The 21,492-nt window shown below is 63.3% G+C and carries 12 protein-coding genes, 2 tRNA genes and 3 rRNA genes; 14 read left to right on the top strand and 3 right to left on the bottom strand.

Annotation, left to right across the window (positions count from 1 at the left end; genetic code table 11):
* Window positions 1-50 precede the first annotated feature (50 nt).
* The 3 genes from BJP62_RS06785 to BJP62_RS06775 all read right to left on the bottom strand — a co-directional run bounded on the left by BJP62_RS06785 (window position 51) and on the right by BJP62_RS06775 (window position 3,854).
* On the bottom strand, window positions 51-2,348 hold the full coding sequence (locus BJP62_RS06785) for a TonB-dependent siderophore receptor (protein WP_070528156.1): 2,298 nt from the start codon (window positions 2,346-2,348) through the stop codon (window positions 51-53).
* Between the two features lie 76 nt (window positions 2,349-2,424).
* Complete coding sequence (locus BJP62_RS06780; RefSeq protein ID WP_070528154.1) at window positions 2,425-3,366, bottom strand: FecR domain-containing protein; 942 nt, start codon at window positions 3,364-3,366, stop codon at window positions 2,425-2,427.
* Window positions 3,363-3,854 carry an RNA polymerase sigma factor gene (locus tag BJP62_RS06775; protein WP_070528151.1) on the bottom strand — a complete coding sequence of 164 codons (492 nt, stop codon included), beginning with the start codon at window positions 3,852-3,854 and terminating at the stop codon, window positions 3,363-3,365. The genes BJP62_RS06780 and BJP62_RS06775 overlap by 4 nt, the downstream gene beginning before the upstream one ends.
* A 140-nt stretch (window positions 3,855-3,994) precedes the next feature.
* On the opposite strand from BJP62_RS06775, the gene BJP62_RS06770 reads away from it, so the two are divergent.
* From BJP62_RS06770 to narJ, 14 genes are all read left to right on the top strand, one after another.
* On the top strand, window positions 3,995-5,272 hold the full coding sequence (locus BJP62_RS06770; protein WP_070528150.1) for an aminodeoxychorismate synthase component I: 1,278 nt from the start codon (window positions 3,995-3,997) through the stop codon (window positions 5,270-5,272).
* Window positions 5,269-6,144 carry an aminodeoxychorismate lyase gene (pabC, locus tag BJP62_RS06765; protein ID WP_070528147.1) on the top strand — a complete coding sequence of 292 codons (876 nt, stop codon included), beginning with the start codon at window positions 5,269-5,271 and terminating at the stop codon, window positions 6,142-6,144. The genes BJP62_RS06770 and pabC overlap by 4 nt, the downstream gene beginning before the upstream one ends.
* Complete coding sequence (locus BJP62_RS06760; RefSeq protein ID WP_145927135.1) at window positions 6,132-6,485, top strand: hypothetical protein; 354 nt, start codon at window positions 6,132-6,134, stop codon at window positions 6,483-6,485. The genes pabC and BJP62_RS06760 overlap by 13 nt, the downstream gene beginning before the upstream one ends.
* Before the next feature lie 61 nt (window positions 6,486-6,546).
* Window positions 6,547-7,164 (top strand): GTP cyclohydrolase II, encoded by a 618-nt coding sequence (gene ribA, locus BJP62_RS06755; protein ID WP_070528142.1) that lies wholly within the window; start codon window positions 6,547-6,549, stop codon window positions 7,162-7,164.
* Between the two features lie 106 nt (window positions 7,165-7,270).
* On the top strand, window positions 7,271-9,568 hold the full coding sequence (locus BJP62_RS06750; protein ID WP_070528140.1) for a hypothetical protein: 2,298 nt from the start codon (window positions 7,271-7,273) through the stop codon (window positions 9,566-9,568).
* Between the two features lie 149 nt (window positions 9,569-9,717).
* Entirely contained in the window at window positions 9,718-9,957 is a 240-nt protein-coding gene (locus BJP62_RS18370) for a hypothetical protein (RefSeq protein ID WP_145927134.1), read from the top strand.
* A 153-nt stretch (window positions 9,958-10,110) separates the two neighbouring features.
* A 16S ribosomal RNA gene (locus BJP62_RS06745) occupies window positions 10,111-11,645 on the top strand.
* A gap of 61 nt (window positions 11,646-11,706) precedes the next feature.
* Window positions 11,707-11,783 (top strand) — tRNA-Ile (locus tag BJP62_RS06740).
* Window positions 11,784-11,818: 35 nt separating this feature from the next.
* A tRNA-Ala gene (locus BJP62_RS06735) sits at window positions 11,819-11,891 on the top strand.
* A 267-nt stretch (window positions 11,892-12,158) separates the two neighbouring features.
* Window positions 12,159-15,050 (top strand): 23S ribosomal RNA (locus BJP62_RS06730).
* Between the two features lie 125 nt (window positions 15,051-15,175).
* Window positions 15,176-15,288: ribosomal RNA gene (rrf, locus tag BJP62_RS06725) — 5S ribosomal RNA — on the top strand.
* Together the 16S, 23S and 5S rRNA genes with 2 tRNA genes alongside form the textbook arrangement of a ribosomal RNA operon.
* Before the next feature lie 171 nt (window positions 15,289-15,459).
* Window positions 15,460-19,212, top strand: coding sequence for a nitrate reductase subunit alpha (locus tag BJP62_RS06720; protein ID WP_070528138.1), 3,753 nt, complete (start codon window positions 15,460-15,462; stop codon window positions 19,210-19,212).
* A gap of 2 nt (window positions 19,213-19,214) precedes the next feature.
* Window positions 19,215-20,774: a nitrate reductase subunit beta gene (gene narH / locus BJP62_RS06715; protein WP_070528136.1), complete on the top strand. Its 1,560-nt coding sequence runs from the start codon at window positions 19,215-19,217 to the stop codon at window positions 20,772-20,774.
* Entirely contained in the window at window positions 20,774-21,457 is a 684-nt protein-coding gene (narJ, locus tag BJP62_RS06710) for a nitrate reductase molybdenum cofactor assembly chaperone (protein WP_236943674.1), read from the top strand. The genes narH and narJ overlap by 1 nt, the downstream gene beginning before the upstream one ends.
* Window positions 21,458-21,492: the final 35 nt, after the last annotated feature.

Genomic DNA, 21,492 nt, shown 5'->3' with positions numbered 1-21,492 from the left:
CGGCATGAAAAAAGGGCTGCCTCGACAGCCCTTTTTCTTTGCGTGCGCGATTACCAGCGGTAGCCGACGCTGGCGCGGACGCTGCGGCGGAAGCCCTGCTCGCAGAACGTACCGTCGCAGCTCGTCAGGTACTCGCGGTCGAACAGGTTGTTGACGTTGAGCGCGAAGCGCCAGTTGGCGCGCTCGTAGGCGACCAGGCTGTCGACCAGCGTGAACGCCTCGTTGACGCTGCCGAGCCCGCCGCGCGACTGGCCGACGTAGCGCACGCCCAGGCCGGCGTTCCAGCCGCTGAGCACGCCGGCGAAGTCGTACTTGCCCCACAGCGCGGCAGTGTGCTTCGGGATCGACAGCGGTGCCTTGCCGACGTCGGCGGCGATATTGCTCTTGGTGATCTCGGCGTCGAGCAGCGTGTAGCTGCCGATCAGGTCGAGCGCGCCGACCGTCCACTTGCCTTCGAGTTCGAGGCCGCGGCTGCGGATTTCGCCGGTCTGGACCTCGAGCCGCAGCGGGTTCGGCCCCGGCAGCGGCGTGCGGACGTTCTGCTTGGTCAGCTGGTAGACCGCGGCGGTGAAGCTGTAGGCGGCGCCTTCGGGCTGGTATTTGGCGCCGGCCTCGATCTGTTCGCCGCGCTCGGGCTCGAACTGCTGGCCGAACGCGTCGTTGCCGATCTCGGGCAGGAAGGACGTCGAGTAGCTCAGGTAGGGCGCCCAGCCGGCGTCGAACAGGTAGACAAGGCCGGCGCGGCCGGTGAAGGCGTGATCGCGCTGCTCGGTATAGGTCTTGTCGAGCCTGGAGTCGGCGCTGTCGCGCGTCCAGTCGTAGCGGCCGCCGACGGTCAGCGCCCAGCGGCCGTAGCGCAGCTGGTCCTGCAGATAGCTGCCGAGCTGGCGGCTCTTGTTGAGGTTGTCCCAGGTCTGGCGCAGCGAGTCCCAGTCGGGCTGCTTGAACACCGGGTCGAACAGGTCGAGCGGCGCGGCGCTACCCATATAGAGCTTCTGCTCGAAGCTGGCCTGGCGGTAGTCGACGCCGCCGAGCAGCAGGTGCTCGACCGGGCCGGTGTGCACGCGCGCCTGCACCTGGTTGTCGACGGCGAACGACTGCTCGTGCTCGGGCCGGTACATCGCGCGCCGGTTCATCGTCCGGCCGTCCGGCCGCAAGCCGAGCGCGCGGACCTCGCGCCGGTCGTTCTTCGCGTCGTAGTAGCGCAGGTTCTGCCGCAGCGTCCAGACGTCGTCGGGCGCGTGCTCGAACAGATAGCCGACCGTGACGCCGCGCTTGTCGTGCTCGGCGCCCGGCCCCTGGATGTTCAGCGACGGATCGGGCTGGCCCAGCGCGCCGGGCTGGTAGAACTGGTTCGGCACGGCCCAGGTCGTCCGGTCGTGCTGGTACTGTGCCAGCAGCGTCAGGCTGGTGCGTGCATCGGGCTGCCACGTCAGCGCCGGTGCCAGATAGACGCGGTCGTCGGGCAGGTCGTCCCACTGCGTGCCGGCGTCGCGCGCCAGCGCCGTCAGCCGGTAGACCCAGCGGCCGTCTTCGTCGAGCGCACCGCCGACGTCGGCGGCGATCTGCGCACGGTCGTCACTGCCGCCCTCGACGCGGACCTCGGGACGCAGGCCGACCGTCGGGCGCTTGGTCACCGCATTGACGAGGCCGCCGGGGTTGGCACGGCCGTACAGCACCGAGCTCGGCCCGCGGACGATGTCGAGGCGCTCGAGCCCGTACGGTTCGATCCGGCTGATGAAGGCGTTGTGGTACAGCCGCATGCCGTCGCGGTACATGCCGTTGGCCGAGACGCTGAAGCCGCGCATCAGCAGGTCGTCGTCGGTGGTGGCGAATTCGTGGCCGGTGACGCCGGCGTTGTAGCGGACCGCCTCGGCGATGGTCGCGACGTCCTGGTCATCCATCTGCTCGCGGGTGACGACCGAGATCGACTGCGGCGTTTCCAGCAGCGTGCTGTCGGTTTTGGTCGCACTGGCGGCGCGGTGCGCCTGGTAGCCGGTGCCGGGGCTGGTCGCCCAGTCGCGTACGGCCTCGACGGTGACCGGCGACAGCGTCGTTTCGGCCCGGCCGACGGTGACCGTCTTGCCGGCGAACGACGCGGCGAGGCCGCTGCCGGCGAGCAGTTTCTGCAGCGCGTCGGCGGGCTCGAGCTTGCCGCGCAGCGCCGGCGCACGCTTGCCGGCGACCAGCGCGCTGTCGACGACGAGGCTGAGTCCGGCGGCCTGGCCGAGCTGGGTGAGCGAGGCGGCCAGCGATTGTTCGGGCAGGTCGAGACTGACCGGTGCGGCATGCGCGGTGACGAGGGCCAGCGCGAGTGCGGCGCCGAGCAGGGTGGAACGCGGGTTCATGATTTTCCTTGTTGAACAGAACACGCGGTCATGACGGACGAACGCGGCAAGACCCTGATGTCGTGGGCGGACTATTTCAGCGCGGCTGCAAAAGCGTTGCCGCGGCAGTCTCGACAACGCGGAGATTGCCGGCGCGCGGCAGTGCGCGCAGGAAGGCATCGGTGTCGTTCGCCTGGACGACGGCGGTCAGCCGCGGACCGTCGCCGCCGGCAAGCACCGGGCGGGCGCGGTAGCGCGAGAGGGTCGCCGCGACCTCGGCCAGCGGGGCGTTGTCGAAGACCAGCGCGCCGCGCTGCCAGGCGAAGCCGTCGTCGGCCCGGCGGTGCAGCCGGTGCGCGCCCAGCGCGTCGATGTCGACGACCTCGCCGGCCGCGAGCAGCCAGCCCGGCGGCCGTTCGCGGCCGTTTTCATCCTGACGGACCACGCCGACGCGGCCGCTGGCGACGCTGATGCGCACGTGCGCGGGCAGCCGGGCGACGGCAAAGCGCGTGCCGAGCACGGTGATCCGCGCCAGGCCGCTGTCGACCCGGAACGGCCGGGCCGGATCGCGGGCGACGTCGAAGCTTGCCTCGCCGGCGAGCAGCACGACCTCGCGCCGGTCGCGGTAGTAGCGGATCGACAGCCGCGTGGCGGCCGACAGCGTCACGGTGCTGCCGTCGGCCAGCCTTTCGGTGTGCAGGCCGCCGATCGCCGTTGCCAGCGTCAGCGACTGCAGCGGTTGCTGTGCGCGCCAGCCCAGCCACCCGAGCCCGCCGCTCAGGCAGGCAAACAGGCCGAGCGCGCCGTGCTTGAGCAGGCCGCGCCGCGAGGTCCGGCGCCGCTCGACCGCACCGGCCAGCGCCGACAGCTGCGCGTTCGAATCGAAGTCGTCCCACAGTTCGGCAAACGCCGCGTACTCGCGCCCGTGCGCCGGGTCGGCGAACAGCCAGGCTTCGAAGCGGCCGCGGACCGGGTCGTCGGGCGCCGCGTCGCGCATCCGCACGAACCAGCGCGCCGCGTCGTGGCGGACCCGGCTCACTGCAGCGTATCCCTGATCGCCCGCAGGTCGATCAGCGCGCGCATCACATGGCGTTCGACCATGTTGACGCTGATGCCGAGCGTCGCGGCGATCTCGGCCTGCGTGTGTCCTTCGACGCGGAACAGCCAGAACACCTCGCGGCAGCGGGGCGGCAGGGTGTCGAGCACGCGCTGCAGCATCGCCAGCCGCTGGTGCAGCGCGGCGACCGTTTCGGCCGACGGTGCGACCGGTGTGTCGGCAGTTTCGGCGTGGTCGGGTAGCGGTACGAAGCGCCGCTGTTCGCGGTGATGGTCGACCAGCGTTGCGCCGATCACGGTGCGCAGATAGGCGTGCGGCTGGGCGATCTGCGCGCGGTTGCGCGTCAGCGCGTAACGCAGCAGCGCGTCGTGGAGGATGTCCCAGGCGCGGTGCAGGCAGCCGGTCTGCCGCCGCAGGCCGGGCAGCAGCTCGGCATAGGCCCAGTGCAAATCGAGTCCGTACCAGTGCATAAGTCGTCGCTCGTCACGGCGCGGCCATGACGGATGGAAAAAGGTCAGCGGCCTGCATTGAACCACAAATGAAAACAATTATCATTCCGTATGCGTCCGGATCGTCTTGGCCGGCTTGACGGCCTTGGTACAATCGGCGGATGCAAGTTCAAGCCCTGACCCGAATTCCCGACCTGCCGGCGCTGGCCGCCGCGTTTCCGGCCCGCTGCCCGGTGCTGCTGCAATCCTCCGGCGAGCGCGGCTGGGACATCCTGATGGCGCTGCCGCAAGAGCGGCGCGTCTACCACGATGCCCATGCCTTTCTTGCCGACGTCGACGCGCTGCCGGTCCACGCCGGCGCCGCCGGCGAGCTGCCTTTCGCCGGCGGCTGGGCGCTCTATGCCGGCTACGAGCTGCTCGGTGCGTTCGAGCCGACCGTGCCGGCGCGCGCGCTGAGTGCGCCGGTCGCCGCGCTGATCCGCTGCCCGGCCGCGGTGCTGGTCGACCGCGCTGCGCAAACCGCCTTCATCGTTGCCGAAACCGCGGCACAACTGGCCGAGCTGGCCGGTCTGCTCGCGCAGGCGCCGGTCTGGCAGCCCAGACCGCTGGTCGTTGCCGCGGTGTCCGAGGACGAGCCGCAGGCCTTTGTCGACGGCGTTGCCGCGTGCAAGCGCTACATCGTCGAAGGCGACGTGTTCCAGGTGAACCTGTCGCGCGGCTGGGACGTGACGCTGGCGCAGGGCGACGCACACGACCTGTACGCCGCGCTGCGCCGCGCCAACCCGGCACCGTTCTCGGCGCTGTTCGACCTCGGTGAGTCGCAGATCGTCAGCTCGTCGCCCGAGCGGCTGGTGCGCGTGCAGGGCGGCATCGTCGACACCCGGCCGATCGCCGGCACGCACCGGCGCTCGGTTGACCCGGAGGAGGACGCGGCACTGAAGCGCGCGCTGATCTCTACGGTGAAGGAGCGCGCCGAGCACATCATGCTGGTCGACCTCGAGCGCAACGACCTCGGCCGGATCGCCGTCCCCGGCAGCGTCGAGGTCGACGAGCTGATGGCGGTCGAGAGCTATGCCTATGTCCACCACATCGAGTCGAACATCCGCGCCCGCTTGCGCCCGGGCACCCCGGCGCGGCAGATCCTGCGCGCGCTGTTTCCCGGCGGCACGATCACCGGCTGCCCGAAGGTGCGCTGCATGCAGATCATCCGCGAGCTCGAAGACCGCGAGCGCGGCGTCTACACCGGCAGCCTCGGCTATATCGGGCTCGACGGCCGGATGGACCTGAACATCCTGATCCGCAGCTTCCTGCAGACCGGCCCGCAGCTGTACTTCCGCGCCGGTGCCGGCATCGTCGCCGACTCGGTACCGGCGCGCGAACTCGAGGAAACCCGCCACAAGGCCCGCGGCCTGCTGCGCGCGCTCGGGGTCGACGGATGACGCCCGCTGTCGACGGCGCGCCGGACACGATCCCGTCCGCCGGCGGGGTGATCCGTCTTGTCGACGGCGCGCCGGCCGGGGCGCTGGCGCTGGCCGACCGCAGCATCCAGTTCGGCGACGGCGTGTTCCGCACGCTGTACGTCCGCAACGGCGGCATTCCGTTCTGGCGCCGCCACATGGCCAGACTGGCGCACGACGCGGCGGCGCTCGGCATCGCCGCACCGTCGTTTGAGACCTGGCTGGCCGAGCTGCGCGCGCATGCGCCGGCCGACGCGACGATCAAGCTGGTCCTGACCCGCGGCGAGTCGCCGCGCGGCTATGCGGTGCCGGCCGGCTGCACGCCGCACCGGATCACCCAGATCGCGCCGCCGGCAGCGGTGACCGACCGCAGCGCCGGTGTCACGGTCCGCGTCTGCGACACGCGCGCCAGCTGGCAGCCGCGGCTGGCCGGCATCAAGCACCTGAACCGGCTTGAAAACGTGCTTGCGCGCAGCGAGTGGCGCGATCCGGAGATCTTCGACGGCCTGCTGCTCGACCGCGACGGCGACGTGGTCGAAGGCACGATGAGCAATGTGCTGCTGCTCGAAGCGGGCGTGCTGCTGACGCCGAAACTCGACACCGGCGGCGTCGCCGGCGTGCTGCGCGACGTCGCCTTCGACGCCGCGGCCGCGCTGGGCTGGCCGGTCGGGGACGTGCGGATCGACCTGCCGCGGCTGCTGCGCGCCGAGCGCGTCTGGCTGTGCAACAGCCTGATCGGGCTGGTGCCGGTCGCCCGGCTCGGCGAGCGCGACTGGCCGGTGCACCCGGCCGACCACACGCTGGCAGGCCGCATCGCCGCGCTCGCCACCGAGGAAACCGAATGGATCGGCTGAGCGCTCGAATCGCCGTTCAAGCCACCGCCCGACGCGCCGCCCGATCAGCCGGGCGGTTTGCCGCCCGACTGGCACTGGCGATGCTCCCGGCCCTGTGCGTCGCCGCGCCGACCCCTGCGCCGACCGCGGCACCGGCCTACTACAAGCCCGATCCGGCCAGGCTGGCACAGCTCGAAGCGCGGCGCTGCACCAGGCTGGGCAAGGAGTCGGCGCTGATCCAGCAGCGCATGGCGGGCTTCAACCGGCCCTACGATCTGGACAAGCTCAGGCAGCGGCAGAAGCAGGTCGACGCCGACTACGCGCGCTACTGCAAGACCGCATCGGCCGTGGCGACGCGCTGACGCGATTGCAATCCGCGCCGCAGCCCCCATCTGCAGGGGATTCACTCCATTGCAGAATTCCATGTCCAACGCGCCACTGACCCAAGCCGCCGTCGAAAAAGCCGGCGTCGCCCGACTGCCCACGCCGCACGGCGTGTTCATGGCCCACGCCTACCGATCCGGCCTCGACGATGTCGAGCACCTGGCCGTGGTGATGGGCGATCCGGCCGGCGATGCGACGCTGGTGCGGCTGCATTCGGAGTGCCTGACCGGCGACGTGTTCGGCTCGCTGCGCTGCGACTGCGGCGAGCAGTTGAACAAGGCGCTCGAGCGCATCGCCCGCGAAGGTCGCGGCGTGCTGCTCTACCTGCGCGGGCAGGAAGGCCGCGGCATCGGACTGGCGCACAAGATCCGTGCCTACGAACTGCAGGACAGCGGCCTCGATACCGTCGATGCCAACCTCGCGCTCGGCCTGCCGGTCGACGCACGCTCGTACGAGGCGGCGGCGGCGATGCTGCGCGACCTCGGCGTGACCTCGGTACGGCTGATGAGCAACAACCCGAAGAAGATCGCCGCGCTCGAAGCGGCCGGCCTGCCGGTGAGGCAGCGCGAGCCGCACGCGGTCGACCCGAACCCGGAGAACCGCCATTACCTGGCGACCAAGCGGCAGCGGATGGGACACCTGCTCAAAGAAAGGTGAATATAGCAACATTCGCGCAGTAAACTAATCGGGTTCCCGTCCGGTCTTACCGTGACGGCCATAATACGGCCGGCGCCACGCGCGCCGCCGGACAAAGGGGATCCACATGCATCGCAAGACGCTCACGACTTCACTGCTGGCCCTGCTGTGGCTCAGCGTGCCGACCGCTGGCTGGTCCGCAACGACACCGGCGCCCGAACAGACCGCATCGCTGAGCGCCGGCGCCCAGGCTGCCGGCTGGCCGCGGCTGGTCAACGGCCAGCAGGGCGAACAGATCTACGTCTACCAGCCCCAGCTCGACGCACTGAACGGCGATACGCTGACCGGACGCTCGGCCGTGCGCGTCAGCGGCAAGAACGGCGATACCTTCGGCGTGATCTGGTTCAGCGCCCGCGCCGACATCGCCAAGGACCGGCGCGTGGTGACGCTGAGCCAGTACAAGATCACCAAGTCCAACTTCCCGACGGCCGGCAAGGACGAAGGCCGCTACCTGTCGGCCTTGCGCGCCGCGGTGCCGAAGGAAGACTGGACCGTTCCGTACGACGCGCTCGCCGCCGACCTGCAGATCAACCAGGCCGAAGCCGCGCAGGCCGGCCAGGCGGTGAAGAACGACCCGCCGGCGATCATCTACAGCAACCGCCCGTCGCTGCTGGTGATGATCGACGGCGAACCGGCACTGCGCAGCGCCGGCGGCAAGCTGATGCGCGTGATCAATACCAGCGCGCTGCTCGTGCTCGATCAGGCCAGCGGCAACTACTACCTGTGGGCGGTCGAACGCTGGTACCAGTCCGGGTCGGCGACCGGCCCGTGGCAGGTCGCCACCAAGCCGCCGACCGACGCGCTCAACCCGCTGCGCGAGTCACTGCTCAAGGCCAACAAGATCGACCCGATGTCCGGCAAGAGCGCCAACGGCGAATCGGCGTTCGACCCGAGCGTCGTCCCGGCGATCTATGTCGCGACCCGGCCGACCGAGCTGCTGCAAAGCAAGGGCGAGCCGCAGTACGCGCCGATCCCGGGGACGCAGCTGCTGTACATGTCGAACTCGCCCAGCGACATCTTCGTGCAGATCGGCAGCCAGCAACTCTATGTACTGGTCTCCGGCCGCTGGTTCACCGCCGGCAAGATCGACGGCCCGTGGCAGTACGTGCCGGGTGACAAGCTGCCGGCCGATTTCGCCAGGATCCCGACCGACCACCCGATGGCCGGCGTGCTCGTCTCGGTGCCGGGCACGGCGCAGGCGAGCGAAGCGCGCATCGCCAACAGCGTGCCGCAGACCGCGCAGGTCAAGCGCAGCGTCAAACCCGATCCGGTGGCCTACGACGGTGGCGAGCCGCAATGGAAGCCGATCGACGATACGCCGCTGCAGTACGCGTATAACACCGCAACGCCGATCATCCGCGTCGACGCGCGCAGCTACTATCTGGTGCAGAACGGCGTCTGGTTCGTCGCAACCTCGGCCGCCGGGCCGTGGAGCGTCGCGGCCAGCGTGCCGGCGGTGATCTACTCGATCCCGGTCAGCTCGCCGATGCACTACGTCACCTACGTCCGTGTCTACAGCGCGACGCCCGACGTCGTCTACGTCGGCTACACGCCGGGCTACTACGGCACCGTGGTGTCGAGCGACGGTGTCGTCGTCTACGGTACCGGCTACGTCTATCCGACCTATGTCGGCACCGTCTGGTACCCGGCGCCGTATACCTACGGTTTCGGCGCCGGCTTTGCCTGGGGCACGGCGACCGGATTCGCCTTCGGTTTCGCCATGGGCGCATGGATGTCGCCGTGGTACTGGGGCGGCGGCGGTTGCTGCTGGGGCGGCGGCAATACCTACAACATCAACGTCACCAACAACTACAACCGCTGGGGCCACAACTCGGTCATCACCGGCCCGAACAACACCTACCGGACCGGGCAGATCGGCCAGACCCACTTTGCCACCAAGCAGGGCAGCGGCGATCTCTACGCCGGCCGCGACGGCCAGGTCTACAAGCGCGACAGCGGCGGCCAGTGGCAGAAGTATCAGGGCAACGGCAACTGGTCGAACATCGACAAGCAGCAGGCCGCCGACAATGTGAAGAGCCGGGCGCAGAACTACGCCAACAGCCCGCAGGGCCAGCAGCGCATCCAGAACGCCAAGGACTTTGCCAACTCGCCGCAGGGGCAGCAGGCAGCGCAGCGCGCCAAGGACTGGAAGCAATCGCCGCAGGGGCAGCAGGCTGCACAGAACTTCCGCGAAAACCACCAGTCGCTCGACGGCCAGTTTCAGGCGCGTAGCGCCGGCGACCAGCGTGCAGGCAACTTCCAGCGCGGCAACGCCGGCGGCTGGGGCGGCGGTTCGCACGACTTTTCGCGTTTCGGTGGCGGCGGATTCGGTGGCTTCCACGGCGGCGGCTTCCGCCGCCGGTAAAGCACGGGTATCCAAGGAATGTAGCGACAGCAACGGGCGGCCCTGGCCGCCCGTTGTGCTTTTGGGCGCGGCGAAGCGGGAACTGCCGGTGCTGGACGGGCCGGCGGCGGCATTCCAGCCGGCCGGCGAGGCAGAAACTGACGGATTTCATGCGTTTGACATGGATTTGTCAGTATCGTGCCGCCATCCTGCGCGGCAATGCGAATGCGTCGGATTTTGGTCTGCTGAAATTTCGCTGTCCGATCAGGGGTTTATCGGTTGTGCTGCGAAATTGTTGCGGCGGGGTGTTGACGGAAGACGGGGAAGTGCTTAAAGTTGCGTTCTCTGCTGATGACGCAGCGAAAGAAACGAAGCGAAACCCGCCGAGTTTACCGAGCGAAGCGTCCTGAAGCAAGCGATCTTTAACAAATTACAGCCGATGAGTGTGAGTGCTTGATGAGTGCATCAAGTGCTTGCACTTAAATGATAGAAAGCAGTCTGGCCGCTTCGGTGGTCGGGCGAGTTTTTTTGAGTTAACGCAAGTGCGCAACTATTCAGTGATTAAACGAAAGAGTTTGATCCTGGCTCAGATTGAACGCTGGCGGCATGCTTTACACATGCAAGTCGAACGGGGTTGAGGAGCTTGCTCTTCAATCTAGTGGCGAACGGGTGAGTAATACATCGGAACGTGCCCAGTAATGGGGGATAACCTGCCGAAAGGCAAGCTAATACCGCATACGCCCTGAGGGGGAAAGTGGGGGATCGCAAGACCTCACGTTATTGGAGCGGCCGATGGCTGATTAGCTAGTTGGTGAGGTAAAGGCTCACCAAGGCGACGATCAGTAGCGGGTCTGAGAGGACGACCCGCCACACTGGGACTGAGACACGGCCCAGACTCCTACGGGAGGCAGCAGTGGGGAATCTTGGACAATGGGCGAAAGCCTGATCCAGCAATGCCGCGTGGGTGAAGAAGGCCTTCGGGTTGTAAAGCCCTTTTGTCAGGGAGGAAATTCTGGCCCCTAATACGGGTCGGGGATGACAGTACCTGAAGAATAAGGACCGGCTAACTACGTGCCAGCAGCCGCGGTAATACGTAGGGTCCAAGCGTTAATCGGAATTACTGGGCGTAAAGCGTCCGCAGGTGGCTTGTTAAGAGCGATGTGAAAGCCCCGGGCTCAACCTGGGAACTGCATTGCTGACTGGCTCGCTAGAGTACGGCAGAGGGGGGTGGAATTCCGCGTGTAGCAGTGAAATGCGTAGAGATGCGGAGGAACACCGATGGCGAAGGCAACCCCCTGGGCTGATACTGACACTCATGGACGAAAGCGTGGGGAGCAAACAGGATTAGATACCCTGGTAGTCCACGCCCTAAACGATGTCTACTAGTTGTTGGGCTTTTCGGAGCTTAGTAACGCAGCTAACGCGGGAAGTAGACCGCCTGGGGAGTACGGCCGCAAGGTTAAAACTCAAAGGAATTGACGGGGGCCCGCACAAGCGGTGGATGATGTGGATTAATTCGATGCAACGCGAAAAACCTTACCTGGTCTTGACATGTCTGGAATCCCGAAGAGATTTGGGAGTGCCGTAAGGAGCCAGAACACAGGTGCTGCATGGCTGTCGTCAGCTCGTGTCGTGAGATGTTGGGTTAAGTCCCGCAACGAGCGCAACCCTTGCCATTAGTTGCTACCATTCAGTTGAGCACTTTAATGGGACTGCCGGTGACAAACCGGAGGAAGGTGGGGATGACGTCAAGTCCTCATGGCCCTTATGACCAGGGCTTCACACGTCATACAATGGTTGGTCACAGAGGGTCGCGAAGCCGCGAGGTGGAGCCAATCCCATAAAACCAATCGTAGTCCGGATCGCAGTCTGCAACTCGACTGCGTGAAGTCGGAATCGCTAGTAATCGCGGATCAGCATGTCGCGGTGAATACGTTCCCGGGCCTTGTACACACCGCCCGTCACACCATGGGAGTGGGTTTTACCAGAAGTAGCTAGGCTAACCTTCGGGAGGCCGGTTACCACGGTAGGATTCATGACTGGGGTGAAGTCGTAACAAGGTAGCCGTAGGGGAACCTGCGGCTGGATCACCTCCTTTAAAGATAATGCCTCATTAAGCATTCACACTCATCGGCTGTAGGTTAGAGATACGGAGAACTGGGTCAGTAGCTCAGTCGGTTAGAGCACCGTCTTGATAAGGCGGGGGTCGCTGGTTCGATTCCAGCTTGACCCACCATTTGCTTTGCGGATGGACAAACAGTTTGATCCGATGGGGGCATAGCTCAGTTGGGAGAGCATCTGCTTTGCAAGCAGAGGGTCGTCGGTTCGATCCCGTCTGCCTCCACACCTTGCGGTGAGCCATCACCGTGTTGGTTTAGATCCGGAAGGACTCAGAATCAAGTGCATTCAATCGAGAGATTGCGTGGATTTCATTCTGACTGCTTCAGTTGGACGAGATTTATTCTCTGTATCGCTCTTTAACAAGATAGAAGAAGCAAGACTCAAATTTATTCAGTAATGAATGGGTTTGATTGCATCGAGTTTTGAATTCGAGAGAATTCGAAGTCGCAAACACAGCTTGTAGCCGCAAACCACGTGTTTGAGGTTATAGGATCAAGCGACTAAGTGCATCTGGTGGATGCCTTGGCGATCACAGGCGATGAAGGACGCGGCAGCCTGCGAAAAGCTGCGGGGAGCTGGCAAACAAGCTTTGATCCGCAGATATCCGAATGGGGAAACCCGGCCCTTTTGGGTCATCCATGACTGAATACATAGGTCATGTGAGGCGAACCCGGCGAACTGAAACATCTAAGTAGCCGGAGGAAAAGAAATCAACCGAGATTCCCAAAGTAGTGGCGAGCGAAATGGGAAGAGCCTGTACGTGATAGCGGTAGTCTTAGTAAAACGGCATGGAAAGGCCGGCGATAGTGGGTGATAGCCCCGTATACGAAAAGACCATCGTGGTACTAAGCGTACGACAAGTAAGGCGGGACACGAGAAATCCTGTCCGAAGATGGGGGGACCATCCTCCAAGGCTAAATACTCGTGATCGACCGATAGTGAACCAGTACCGTGAGGGAAAGGCGAAAAGAACCCCGGGAGGGGAGTGAAATAGAACCTGAAACCGGATGCATACAAACAGTGGGAGCCCCCTCGTGGGGTGACTGCGTACCTTTTGTATAATGGGTCAGCGACTTACGTTCAGTAGCGAGCTTAACCGAATAGGGGAGGCGTAGGGAAACCGAGTCCGAATAGGGCGATCAGTTGCTGGGCGTAGACCCGAAACCAGGTGATCTATCCATGGCCAGGATGAAGGTGCGGTAACACGCACTGGAGGTCCGAACCCACTAATGTTGCAAAATTAGGGGATGAGCTGTGGATAGGGGTGAAAGGCTAAACAAACCTGGAAATAGCTGGTTCTCCCCGAAAACTATTTAGGTAGTGCCTCAAGTATCACTAACGGGGGTAAAGCACTGTTATGGCTAGGGGGTCATCGCGACTTACCAAACCATGGCAAACTCTGAATACCGTTAAGTGCGAGCTTGGGAGACAGACATCGGGTGCTAACGTCCGGTGTCAAGAGGGAAACAACCCAGACCGCCGTCTAAGGTCCCAAATGATCAATTAAGTGGAAAACGAGGTGGGAAGGCATAGACAGCCAGGATGTTGGCTTAGAAGCAGCCATCATTTAAAGAAAGCGTAATAGCTCACTGGTCGAGTCGTCCTGCGCGGAAGATGTAACGGGGCTCAAATTGATAACCGAAGACGCGGATATGTACTCTGTACATATGGTAGGGGAGCGTTCCGTAAGCCTGTGAAGGTGACTTGTAAAGGTTGCTGGAGGTATCGGAAGTGCGAATGCTGACATGAGTAGCGTTAAAACGGGTGAAAAGCCCGTTCGCCGAAAGCCCAAGGTTTCCTACGCAACGTTAATCGGCGTAGGGTGAGTCGGCCCCTAAGGCGAGGCTGAAAAGCGTAGTCGATGGGAAACAGGTTAATATTCCTGTACCGATTCTGAGTGCGATGTGGGGACGGAGAAAGGTAGGTCAGCCATCTGTTGGAATAGGTGGTTTAAGCGTGTAGGTGGGGGATTTAGGCAAATCCGGATCCCTGTTAACACTGAGGCGTGACGACGAGGGCCCATTGGGCCTGAAGTGATTGATCCTATGCTTCCAGGAAAAGCCACTAAGCTTCAGCTCAGAATTGACCGTACCGCAAACCGACACTGGTGGGCAGGATGAGAATTCTAAGGCGCTTGAGAGAACTCAGGAGAAGGAACTCGGCAAATTGACACCGTAACTTCGGGAGAAGGTGTGCCTCTGTAGGGTGAAGCGACTTGCTCGTGGAGCTCGAAGAGGTTGCAGTGAAAAGGTGGCTGCGACTGTTTATCAAAAACACAGCACTCTGCTAACACGAAAGTGGACGTATAGGGTGTGACGCCTGCCCGGTGCCGGAAGGTTAATTGATGGGGTGCAAGCTCTTGATCGAAGCCCCGGTAAACGGCGGCCGTAACTATAACGGTCCTAAGGTAGCGAAATTCCTTGTCGGGTAAGTTCCGACCCGCACGAATGGCGTAACGATGGCCACACTGTCTCCTCCTGAGACTCAGCGAAGTTGAAGTGTTTGTGAAGATGCAATCTCCCCGCTGCTAGACGGAAAGACCCCGTGAACCTTTACTGTAGCTTTGCATTGGACTTTGAAGTGGTTTGTGTAGGATAGGTGGGAGGCTTTGAAGCAGAGACGCTAGTTTCTGTGGAGCCGTCCTTGAAATACCACCCTGACCCCTTTGAGGTTCTAACCTTGGTCCGTCATCCGGATCGGGGACCGTGCATGGTAGGCAGTTTGACTGGGGCGGTCTCCTCCCAAAGTGTAACGGAGGAGCTCGAAGGTTACCTAGGTACGGTCGGACATCGTACTGATAGTGTAATGGCACAAGGTAGCTTGACTGCGAGACTGACACGTCGAGCAGGTGCGAAAGCAGGACATAGTGATCCGGTGGTTCTGTATGGAAGGGCCATCGCTCAACGGATAAAAGGTACTCCGGGGATAACAGGCTGATTCCGCCCAAGAGTTCACATCGACGGCGGAGTTTGGCACCTCGATGTCGGCTCATCACATCCTGGGGCTGTAGCCGGTCCCAAGGGTATGGCTGTTCGCCATTTAAAGTGGTACGTGAGCTGGGTTCAAAACGTCGTGAGACAGTTTGGTCCCTATCTGCAGTGGGCGTTGGAAATTTGAGGGGGGCTGCTCCTAGTACGAGAGGACCGGAGTGGACGCATCTCTGGTGTACCGGTTATCACGCCAGTGGTATCGCCGGGTAGCTAAATGCGGAAGAGATAAGCGCTGAAAGCATCTAAGCGCGAAACTTGCCTCAAGATGAGATTTCCCTGGGAACTTGATTCCCCTGAAGGGTCGTGGAAGACCACCACGTTGATAGGTCGGGTGTGGAAGCGCAGTAATGCGTTAAGCTAACCGATACTAATTGCCCGTGCGGCTTGATCCTATAACCTGAACCGCGTGGTTCGGGTGTGTTGCGACAAGCTCGACACAATCAAACCGAGCCTTTGCTTCTTCTATCGAATTCAGAGATATGACTAGTAGTAAACAGTCGTAACTCAACCAGTTACGTCTGGCGACCATAGCGAGTTGGTCCCACGCCTTCCCATCCCGAACAGGACCGTGAAACGACTCAGCGCCGATGATAGTGCGGGTTCCCGTGTGAAAGTAGGTCATCGCCAGACTCCCCATAGAAACCCCCCCATCAGCGAAGCTGGTGGGGGGGTTTGCTTTAGGGGCGTTCTCGAAGGAGGCGCATCACTCCTTGCTTGGTTTCTTCCCGATCTGCAACTAGCTTGTAGATGTTGACGTCCGCGCCCAGCCTGGTGTCGGGGCGCAGAATGCCAGGGGGAACCATGAGTCATTTTCTTGACCGTTTGAGTCTCTTCACGCTGACACGCGAGGCCTATGCCGGTGGGCATGGCGAACTGCGTGCCGAAGACCGTACCTGGGAGGAGGCATACCGGCTGCGCTGGCAGCACGACAAGATCGTTCGCTCGACCCATGGTGTGAACTGCACCGGTTCCTGTAGCTGGAAGATCTATGTCAAGGGCGGCATCGTTACCTGGGAAACCCAGCAGACCGACTATCCACGTACCCGTCCGGGCATGCCCAATCACGAGCCTCGCGGCTGTTCGCGTGGCGCCTCGTACAGCTGGTACCTCTACAGTGCCAACCGGCTGAAATACCCGATGATTCGCGGCCGGCTGATGCGCTTGTGGCGCGAGGCACGTAAGACGCTGACGCCGGTCGAGGCTTGGCAATCCATCGTCGCCGACGATACAAAAGCGCAGGAGTACAAGTCGATTCGCGGGCGTGGTGGGTTTGTCCGCGCCAGTTGGGAAGAGGCGACCGAGCTGGTTGCGGCGGCGAATATCCACACGATCAAAACATATGGTCCGGACCGCATCATCGGCTTTTCGCCGATTCCGGCGATGTCGATGGTCAGCTATGCCGCCGGCAGCCGCTATCTGAGCCTGATCGGCGGCACCTTGATGTCGTTTTACGACTGGTATTGCGATCTGCCGCCGTCGAGTCCGCAGACTTGGGGCGAGCAGACCGATGTGCCGGAATCGGCCGACTGGTACAACTCGGCGTTCATCATTGCCTGGGGCTCTAACGTGCCGCAAACGCGGACCCCGGATGCGCACTTCTTTGTCGAGGCGCGATACAACGGCACGAAAATCGTTGCCATTACCCCCGACTATTCCGAGGTCGCCAAGCTGTCGGACATCTGGCTGCATCCGAAGCAGGGAACCGATGCGGCGCTCGGGATGGCGATGGGGCATGTGATCCTGAAAGAGTACTTTGTCGATCGGCAGGTCGACTATTTCGACGACTACTGCCGCCGCTTGACCGATTTGCCGATGCTGGTTCGCTTGCGCAGGGACGGCGAAAGGCTGGTTGCCGACCGATTTGTGCGGGCGTCCGACTTTGGCGATGCGCTGGGGCAGGCGAACAACCCGGAGTGGAAAACGGTCGCATTCGACGAGGCGAGCGGTGCCTGTATCGCGCCTCAGGGGGCGATCGGCTATCGCTGGGGGCAACAGGTCGAAGGGGATCTGGGCAAATGGAATCTGGAGCAGAAGGACGGCGCAAGCGGAGCCGGAGTCCGGCTTGCGCTGAGCCTGATCGCCCGGCGGGATGATGTCGCTCCGGTTGCCTTTCCCTACTTCGGTGGCGAGGCGCCGGCCGACTTCACCGCCAACGAGCAAGGTGGCGAAGTGCTCAGCCGGAATGTGCCGGTTCGACGTCTGGCACTGAAGGACGGCGAGGCGCTCGTGGCGACGGTCTTCGACCTGATGTGCGCCCACTATGGTGTCGATCGCGGTCTGGGCGGAGAAGCTGCCGCGTCGTTCGATGACAACATTGCCTATACGCCGGCGTGGCAGCAGCGCATTACCGGTGTTCCGGCCGAACAGGTGATCGAGGTCGCGCGCCAGTTCGCCGAGACGGCCGAGAAAACCCGCGGGCGGTCGATGGTGATCATCGGTGCGGCGATGAATCACTGGTACCACCAGGACATGAATTACCGCGCGGCAATCAATATGCTGATGCTGTGCGGCTGTATCGGCGTGTCCGGTGGCGGCTGGGCCCATTATGTCGGTCAGGAGAAGCTGCGGCCGCAGACCGGCTGGACCGCGCTGGCGTTTGCGCTTGACTGGCTGCGTCCGCCGCGACACATGAACAGCACCTCATTCTTCTACGCACATACCGACCAGTGGCGGTACGAAAAAATCGGCGTCGATGAAATCCTCTCGCCGCTGGCCGACCCCAACCGCTATGGCGGCAGCATGATCGATTTCAACGTCCGGGCCGAGCGGATGGGTTGGTTGCCGTCGGCACCACAACTGGCGACCAATCCCTTGGGCATCACCGCGGCGGCCAAGCACGCCGGTCTGGCGCCGAAGGACTTCGTCGTCAACGGCCTCAAGGACGGCAGCCTGAGGATGTCCTGCGAAGACCCGGATGCGCCGGTCAATTTTCCGCGCAACCTCTTTGTCTGGCGTTCCAACCTGTTCGGGTCGAGCGGCAAGGGGCACGAGTACTTCCTCAAGCATTTCGTTGGCGCCCAGAACGGGTTGCTTGGCGACGACATCGGATCCACAGGCGAATCCAGACCACAGGAGGTTGTCTGGCACGACAAGGCGCCCGAGGGAAAGCTCGACCTGATCACCGTGCTCGATTTCAGGATGAGCACGACCTGTCTGTACGCCGACGTGGTGCTGCCGACGGCGACCTGGTACGAAAAGAACGATCTCAATACCTCGGACATGCACCCGTTCATCCACCCGCTGTCGGCCGCCGTCGACCCGATCTGGCAGAGCAAGAGTGACTGGGAAATCTACAAGGCGATTGCGAAAAAGTTTTCCGAACTGGCCGTCGGCCATCTCGGGGTGGAGCAGGACGTCGTGTTGGTGCCGATCCTGCACGACACTGCGGGGGAACTGGCGCAGCCGTTCGAGCCGAAAGACTGGAAGAAGGGGGAGTGCGAACTGATTCCGGGCAAGACCGCGCCGAACATCGTCGTGGTCGAGCGCGACTACCCGAATACCTACAGGCGCTTTACCGCCCTCGGCCCGCTGATGAAAACGCTGGGCAACGGCGGCAAGGGCATAGGCTGGAATACCGAGCACGAGGTCGACGGGCTGGCGAAGCTCAACAAGGCCGTGACCGAGGAGGGGCCGACCAAGGGACTACCGCGGATCGAGACCGATATCGATGCGACCGAGGTGATCCTGTCGCTGGCGCCGGAAACCAACGGCGAGGTCGCGGTCAAGGCTTGGGAGGCGTTGTCCAAGTTCACCGGCCGCTCGCATGCGCACCTGGCCGATGTGCGCGAGGACGAGAAGATCCGCTACCGCGATGTTCAGGCGCAACCGCGCAAGATCATTTCCAGCCCGACCTGGTCCGGGATCGAGAGCGAGCACGTCAGCTATACCGCCGGCTACACCAATGTGAATGAACTGATTCCGTGGCGCACGCTCACCGGCCGGCAACAGTTCTATCAGGACCATGCGTGGATGCGCGATTTTGGCGAAGGCTTCGCCTGTTACCGGCCGCCGGTCGATACCAAGGCGGTCGCGCCGCTGAGTGGTAAGGTGCCGAACGGCAACCCGGAAATCGCGCTCAACTTCATTACGCCGCACCAGAAGTGGGGAATCCACTCGACCTATACCGACAACCTGCTGATGCTGACGCTGTCGCGCGGCGGGCCGATCGTCTGGCTGTCCGAGACCGATGCGCAGCGGGTCGGCATTGCCGACAACGACTGGATCGAGCTGTTCAACGTCAACGGCGCGATCGCTGCGCGTGCGGTGGTCAGCCAGCGGGTCAAGCCGGGCATGTGCATGATGTACCACGCGCAGGAAAAGATCGTGAACGTGCCGGGGTCGGAGGTGACGAAGCACCGTGGCGGCATTCACAACTCGGTGACGCGGACGGTGCTCAAGCCGACGCACATGATCGGTGGCTATGCGCAGCTCTCGTACGGTTTCAACTATTACGGCACCGTCGGCAGCAACCGCGACGAATTCGTCATTGTCCGCAAGATGGCCAAGGTCGACTGGATGGACACGCCGACCGGCGATCAAGGGGAGGAGGACTGACCATGAAAGTCCGCGCACAGATCGCCATGGTGCTCAATCTCGACAAATGCATCGGCTGCCATACCTGTTCGGTCACCTGCAAAAATGTCTGGACCAGCCGGCTCGGCATGGAATACGCCTGGTTCAACAATGTCGAAACCAAGCCCGGTATCGGTTACCCGAAGGACTGGGAGAACCAGGACAGGTGGAAGGGTGGCTGGGACCTCAAACGCAACGGCAAGCTGAAGCTCAAGCAGGGTAGCCGCCTGCAGGTGCTGCTCAACCTGTTTGCGAATCCGAACCTGCCCGAGATCGACGACTATTACGAGCCGTTCACCTTCGATTACGAGTTCCTGCAGACCGCACCCGAAATGCCGACGCCGCCGGTGGCCCGGCCGATTTCGGTCGTCAGCGGCGCACGGATGGAAAAGATCGAATGGGGGCCGAACTGGGAAGAAATCCTTGGGGGCGAATTCGCCAAGCGCAGTGCCGACTACAACTTCGAGGACGTGCAGAAGGACATCTACGGCGAGTTCGAAAACACCTTCATGATGTATCTGCCGCGCCTGTGCGAGCACTGCCTCAACCCGGCCTGCGTGGCGTCCTGTCCGTCCGGTTCGATCTACAAGCGCGAAGAAGACGGCATCGTGCTGATCGATCAGGACAAATGCCGCGGCTGGCGCATGTGCGTGTCGGGCTGTCCGTACAAGAAGATTTACTACAACTGGTCGTCCGGCAAGGCCGAGAAGTGCATCTTCTGCTATCCGCGCATCGAAGCGGGGCAGCCGACCGTATGTTCCGAAACCTGCGTCGGCCGGATCCGCTACCTTGGCGTAATGCTGTACGACGCCGACCGGATCGAGGCGGCGGCGTCGGTCGCCAACCCGCAGGACCTGTACGGCGCGCAGCTGTCGGTTTTCCTCGACCCGCATTCGCAGGCGGTGCAGGAACAGGCCCGCAAGGACGGCGTACCGGAGCTCTGGCTCGAAGCGGCAACCCGCTCGCCGGCCTACAAGATGGCGATGGAGTGGAAGATCGCCTTTCCCTTGCACCCGGAGTACCGGACCTTGCCGATGGTCTGGTACGTGCCGCCGCTGTCGCCGATCCAGGCGCGGGCCAATGCCGGAGAGATCGGCATGCAGGGCCACCTGCCCGATGTCGACAGCCTGCGCATTCCGGTTCGTTATCTCGCGAATCTGCTGACGGCCGGCGATGAAAAGCCGGTACAGCGCGCCTTGAAAAAAATGCTTGGCATGCGGGCGTTCTATCGCGAGCGGCAGCTCGAAGGACGGGACAACGCGGCCTTGCTGGCCGAGGCCGGGCTGACGCAGGCCGAGGCCGAGGAGATGCATCGCTACCTGTCGATTGCCGACTATGAAGACCGTTACGTCATTCCGACCACGCACCGCGAGTATGCCGAGAATGCCTACCAGTTACGCGGCGAATGCGGCTTTTCGTTCGGCAACGGCTGCTCGGACGGCAGCAGCGAGACCAGCCTGTTCGGCGGCAAGATGGGGGGCAAGAAGGTGATTCCGCTCAAGACCATGGGCGGACGCGGGACCGAAAACAAGGTGGATTACTGATGATGGCCTCGACACGTGCAACATCCGGCAGGCCGCCCACCCATGTGCTGCGCCTGCTGGGCGCGCTGCTGCTGTACCCGGCCGCGAACCTGCGCGCGCTGTTGCCCGAGATCGCCGCCGAGCTGTCGGGCGACGGGAGTCTGCGGCGGATCGATCGCGAGCGCCTTGCCGAGCTGCTCGAGTCGCTGATGCGTGCCGATGCGCTGGACGCCGAGGAGGCCTATGTCGGCCTGTTCGACCGTGGTCGTGCCGCATCGCTGCATCTGTTCGAGCATCTTCACGGCGAGAGCCGCGAGCGCGGCGAGGCGATGGTGCAACTGGCCGAGCTGTACCAGCGCGCGGGCTTTCTGCTCAAGCCGGGCGAGTTGCCGGACTACCTGCCGGCGCTGCTCGAGTTCCTCGGGAACCGGCCGCTTGCTGAAGCGAAGGCGGTCATGGCCGATTGCGGCCATCTGGTCCGCAAGGTCGGCGAAGCGGTGGCGGCGCGCGGCAGCCGCTATGCAGCGGTTTTTGATGCTGCGCTTGCGGTGGCCGGCGAAGACGGACTGGACTGGTCAAAAGCGGTCGAACCCGAGCCGCTCGACGATGTCGACGACGACTGGATGGACGTGCCGGCATTCGCCAAGCCTGACGAGCAGCCGGCGACGTCGACGATCCGTTTCATGCCCAGGCCCGGGCGCTGATCGAATGGACCGGCGCAGGCCGGTAAAGGAGTCAT

Source organism: Jeongeupia sp. USM3, from assembly GCF_001808185.1.
Lineage (GTDB): Bacteria > Pseudomonadota > Gammaproteobacteria > Burkholderiales > Chitinibacteraceae > Jeongeupia.
This window is presented reverse-complemented; position numbering and strand designations above follow the sequence as displayed.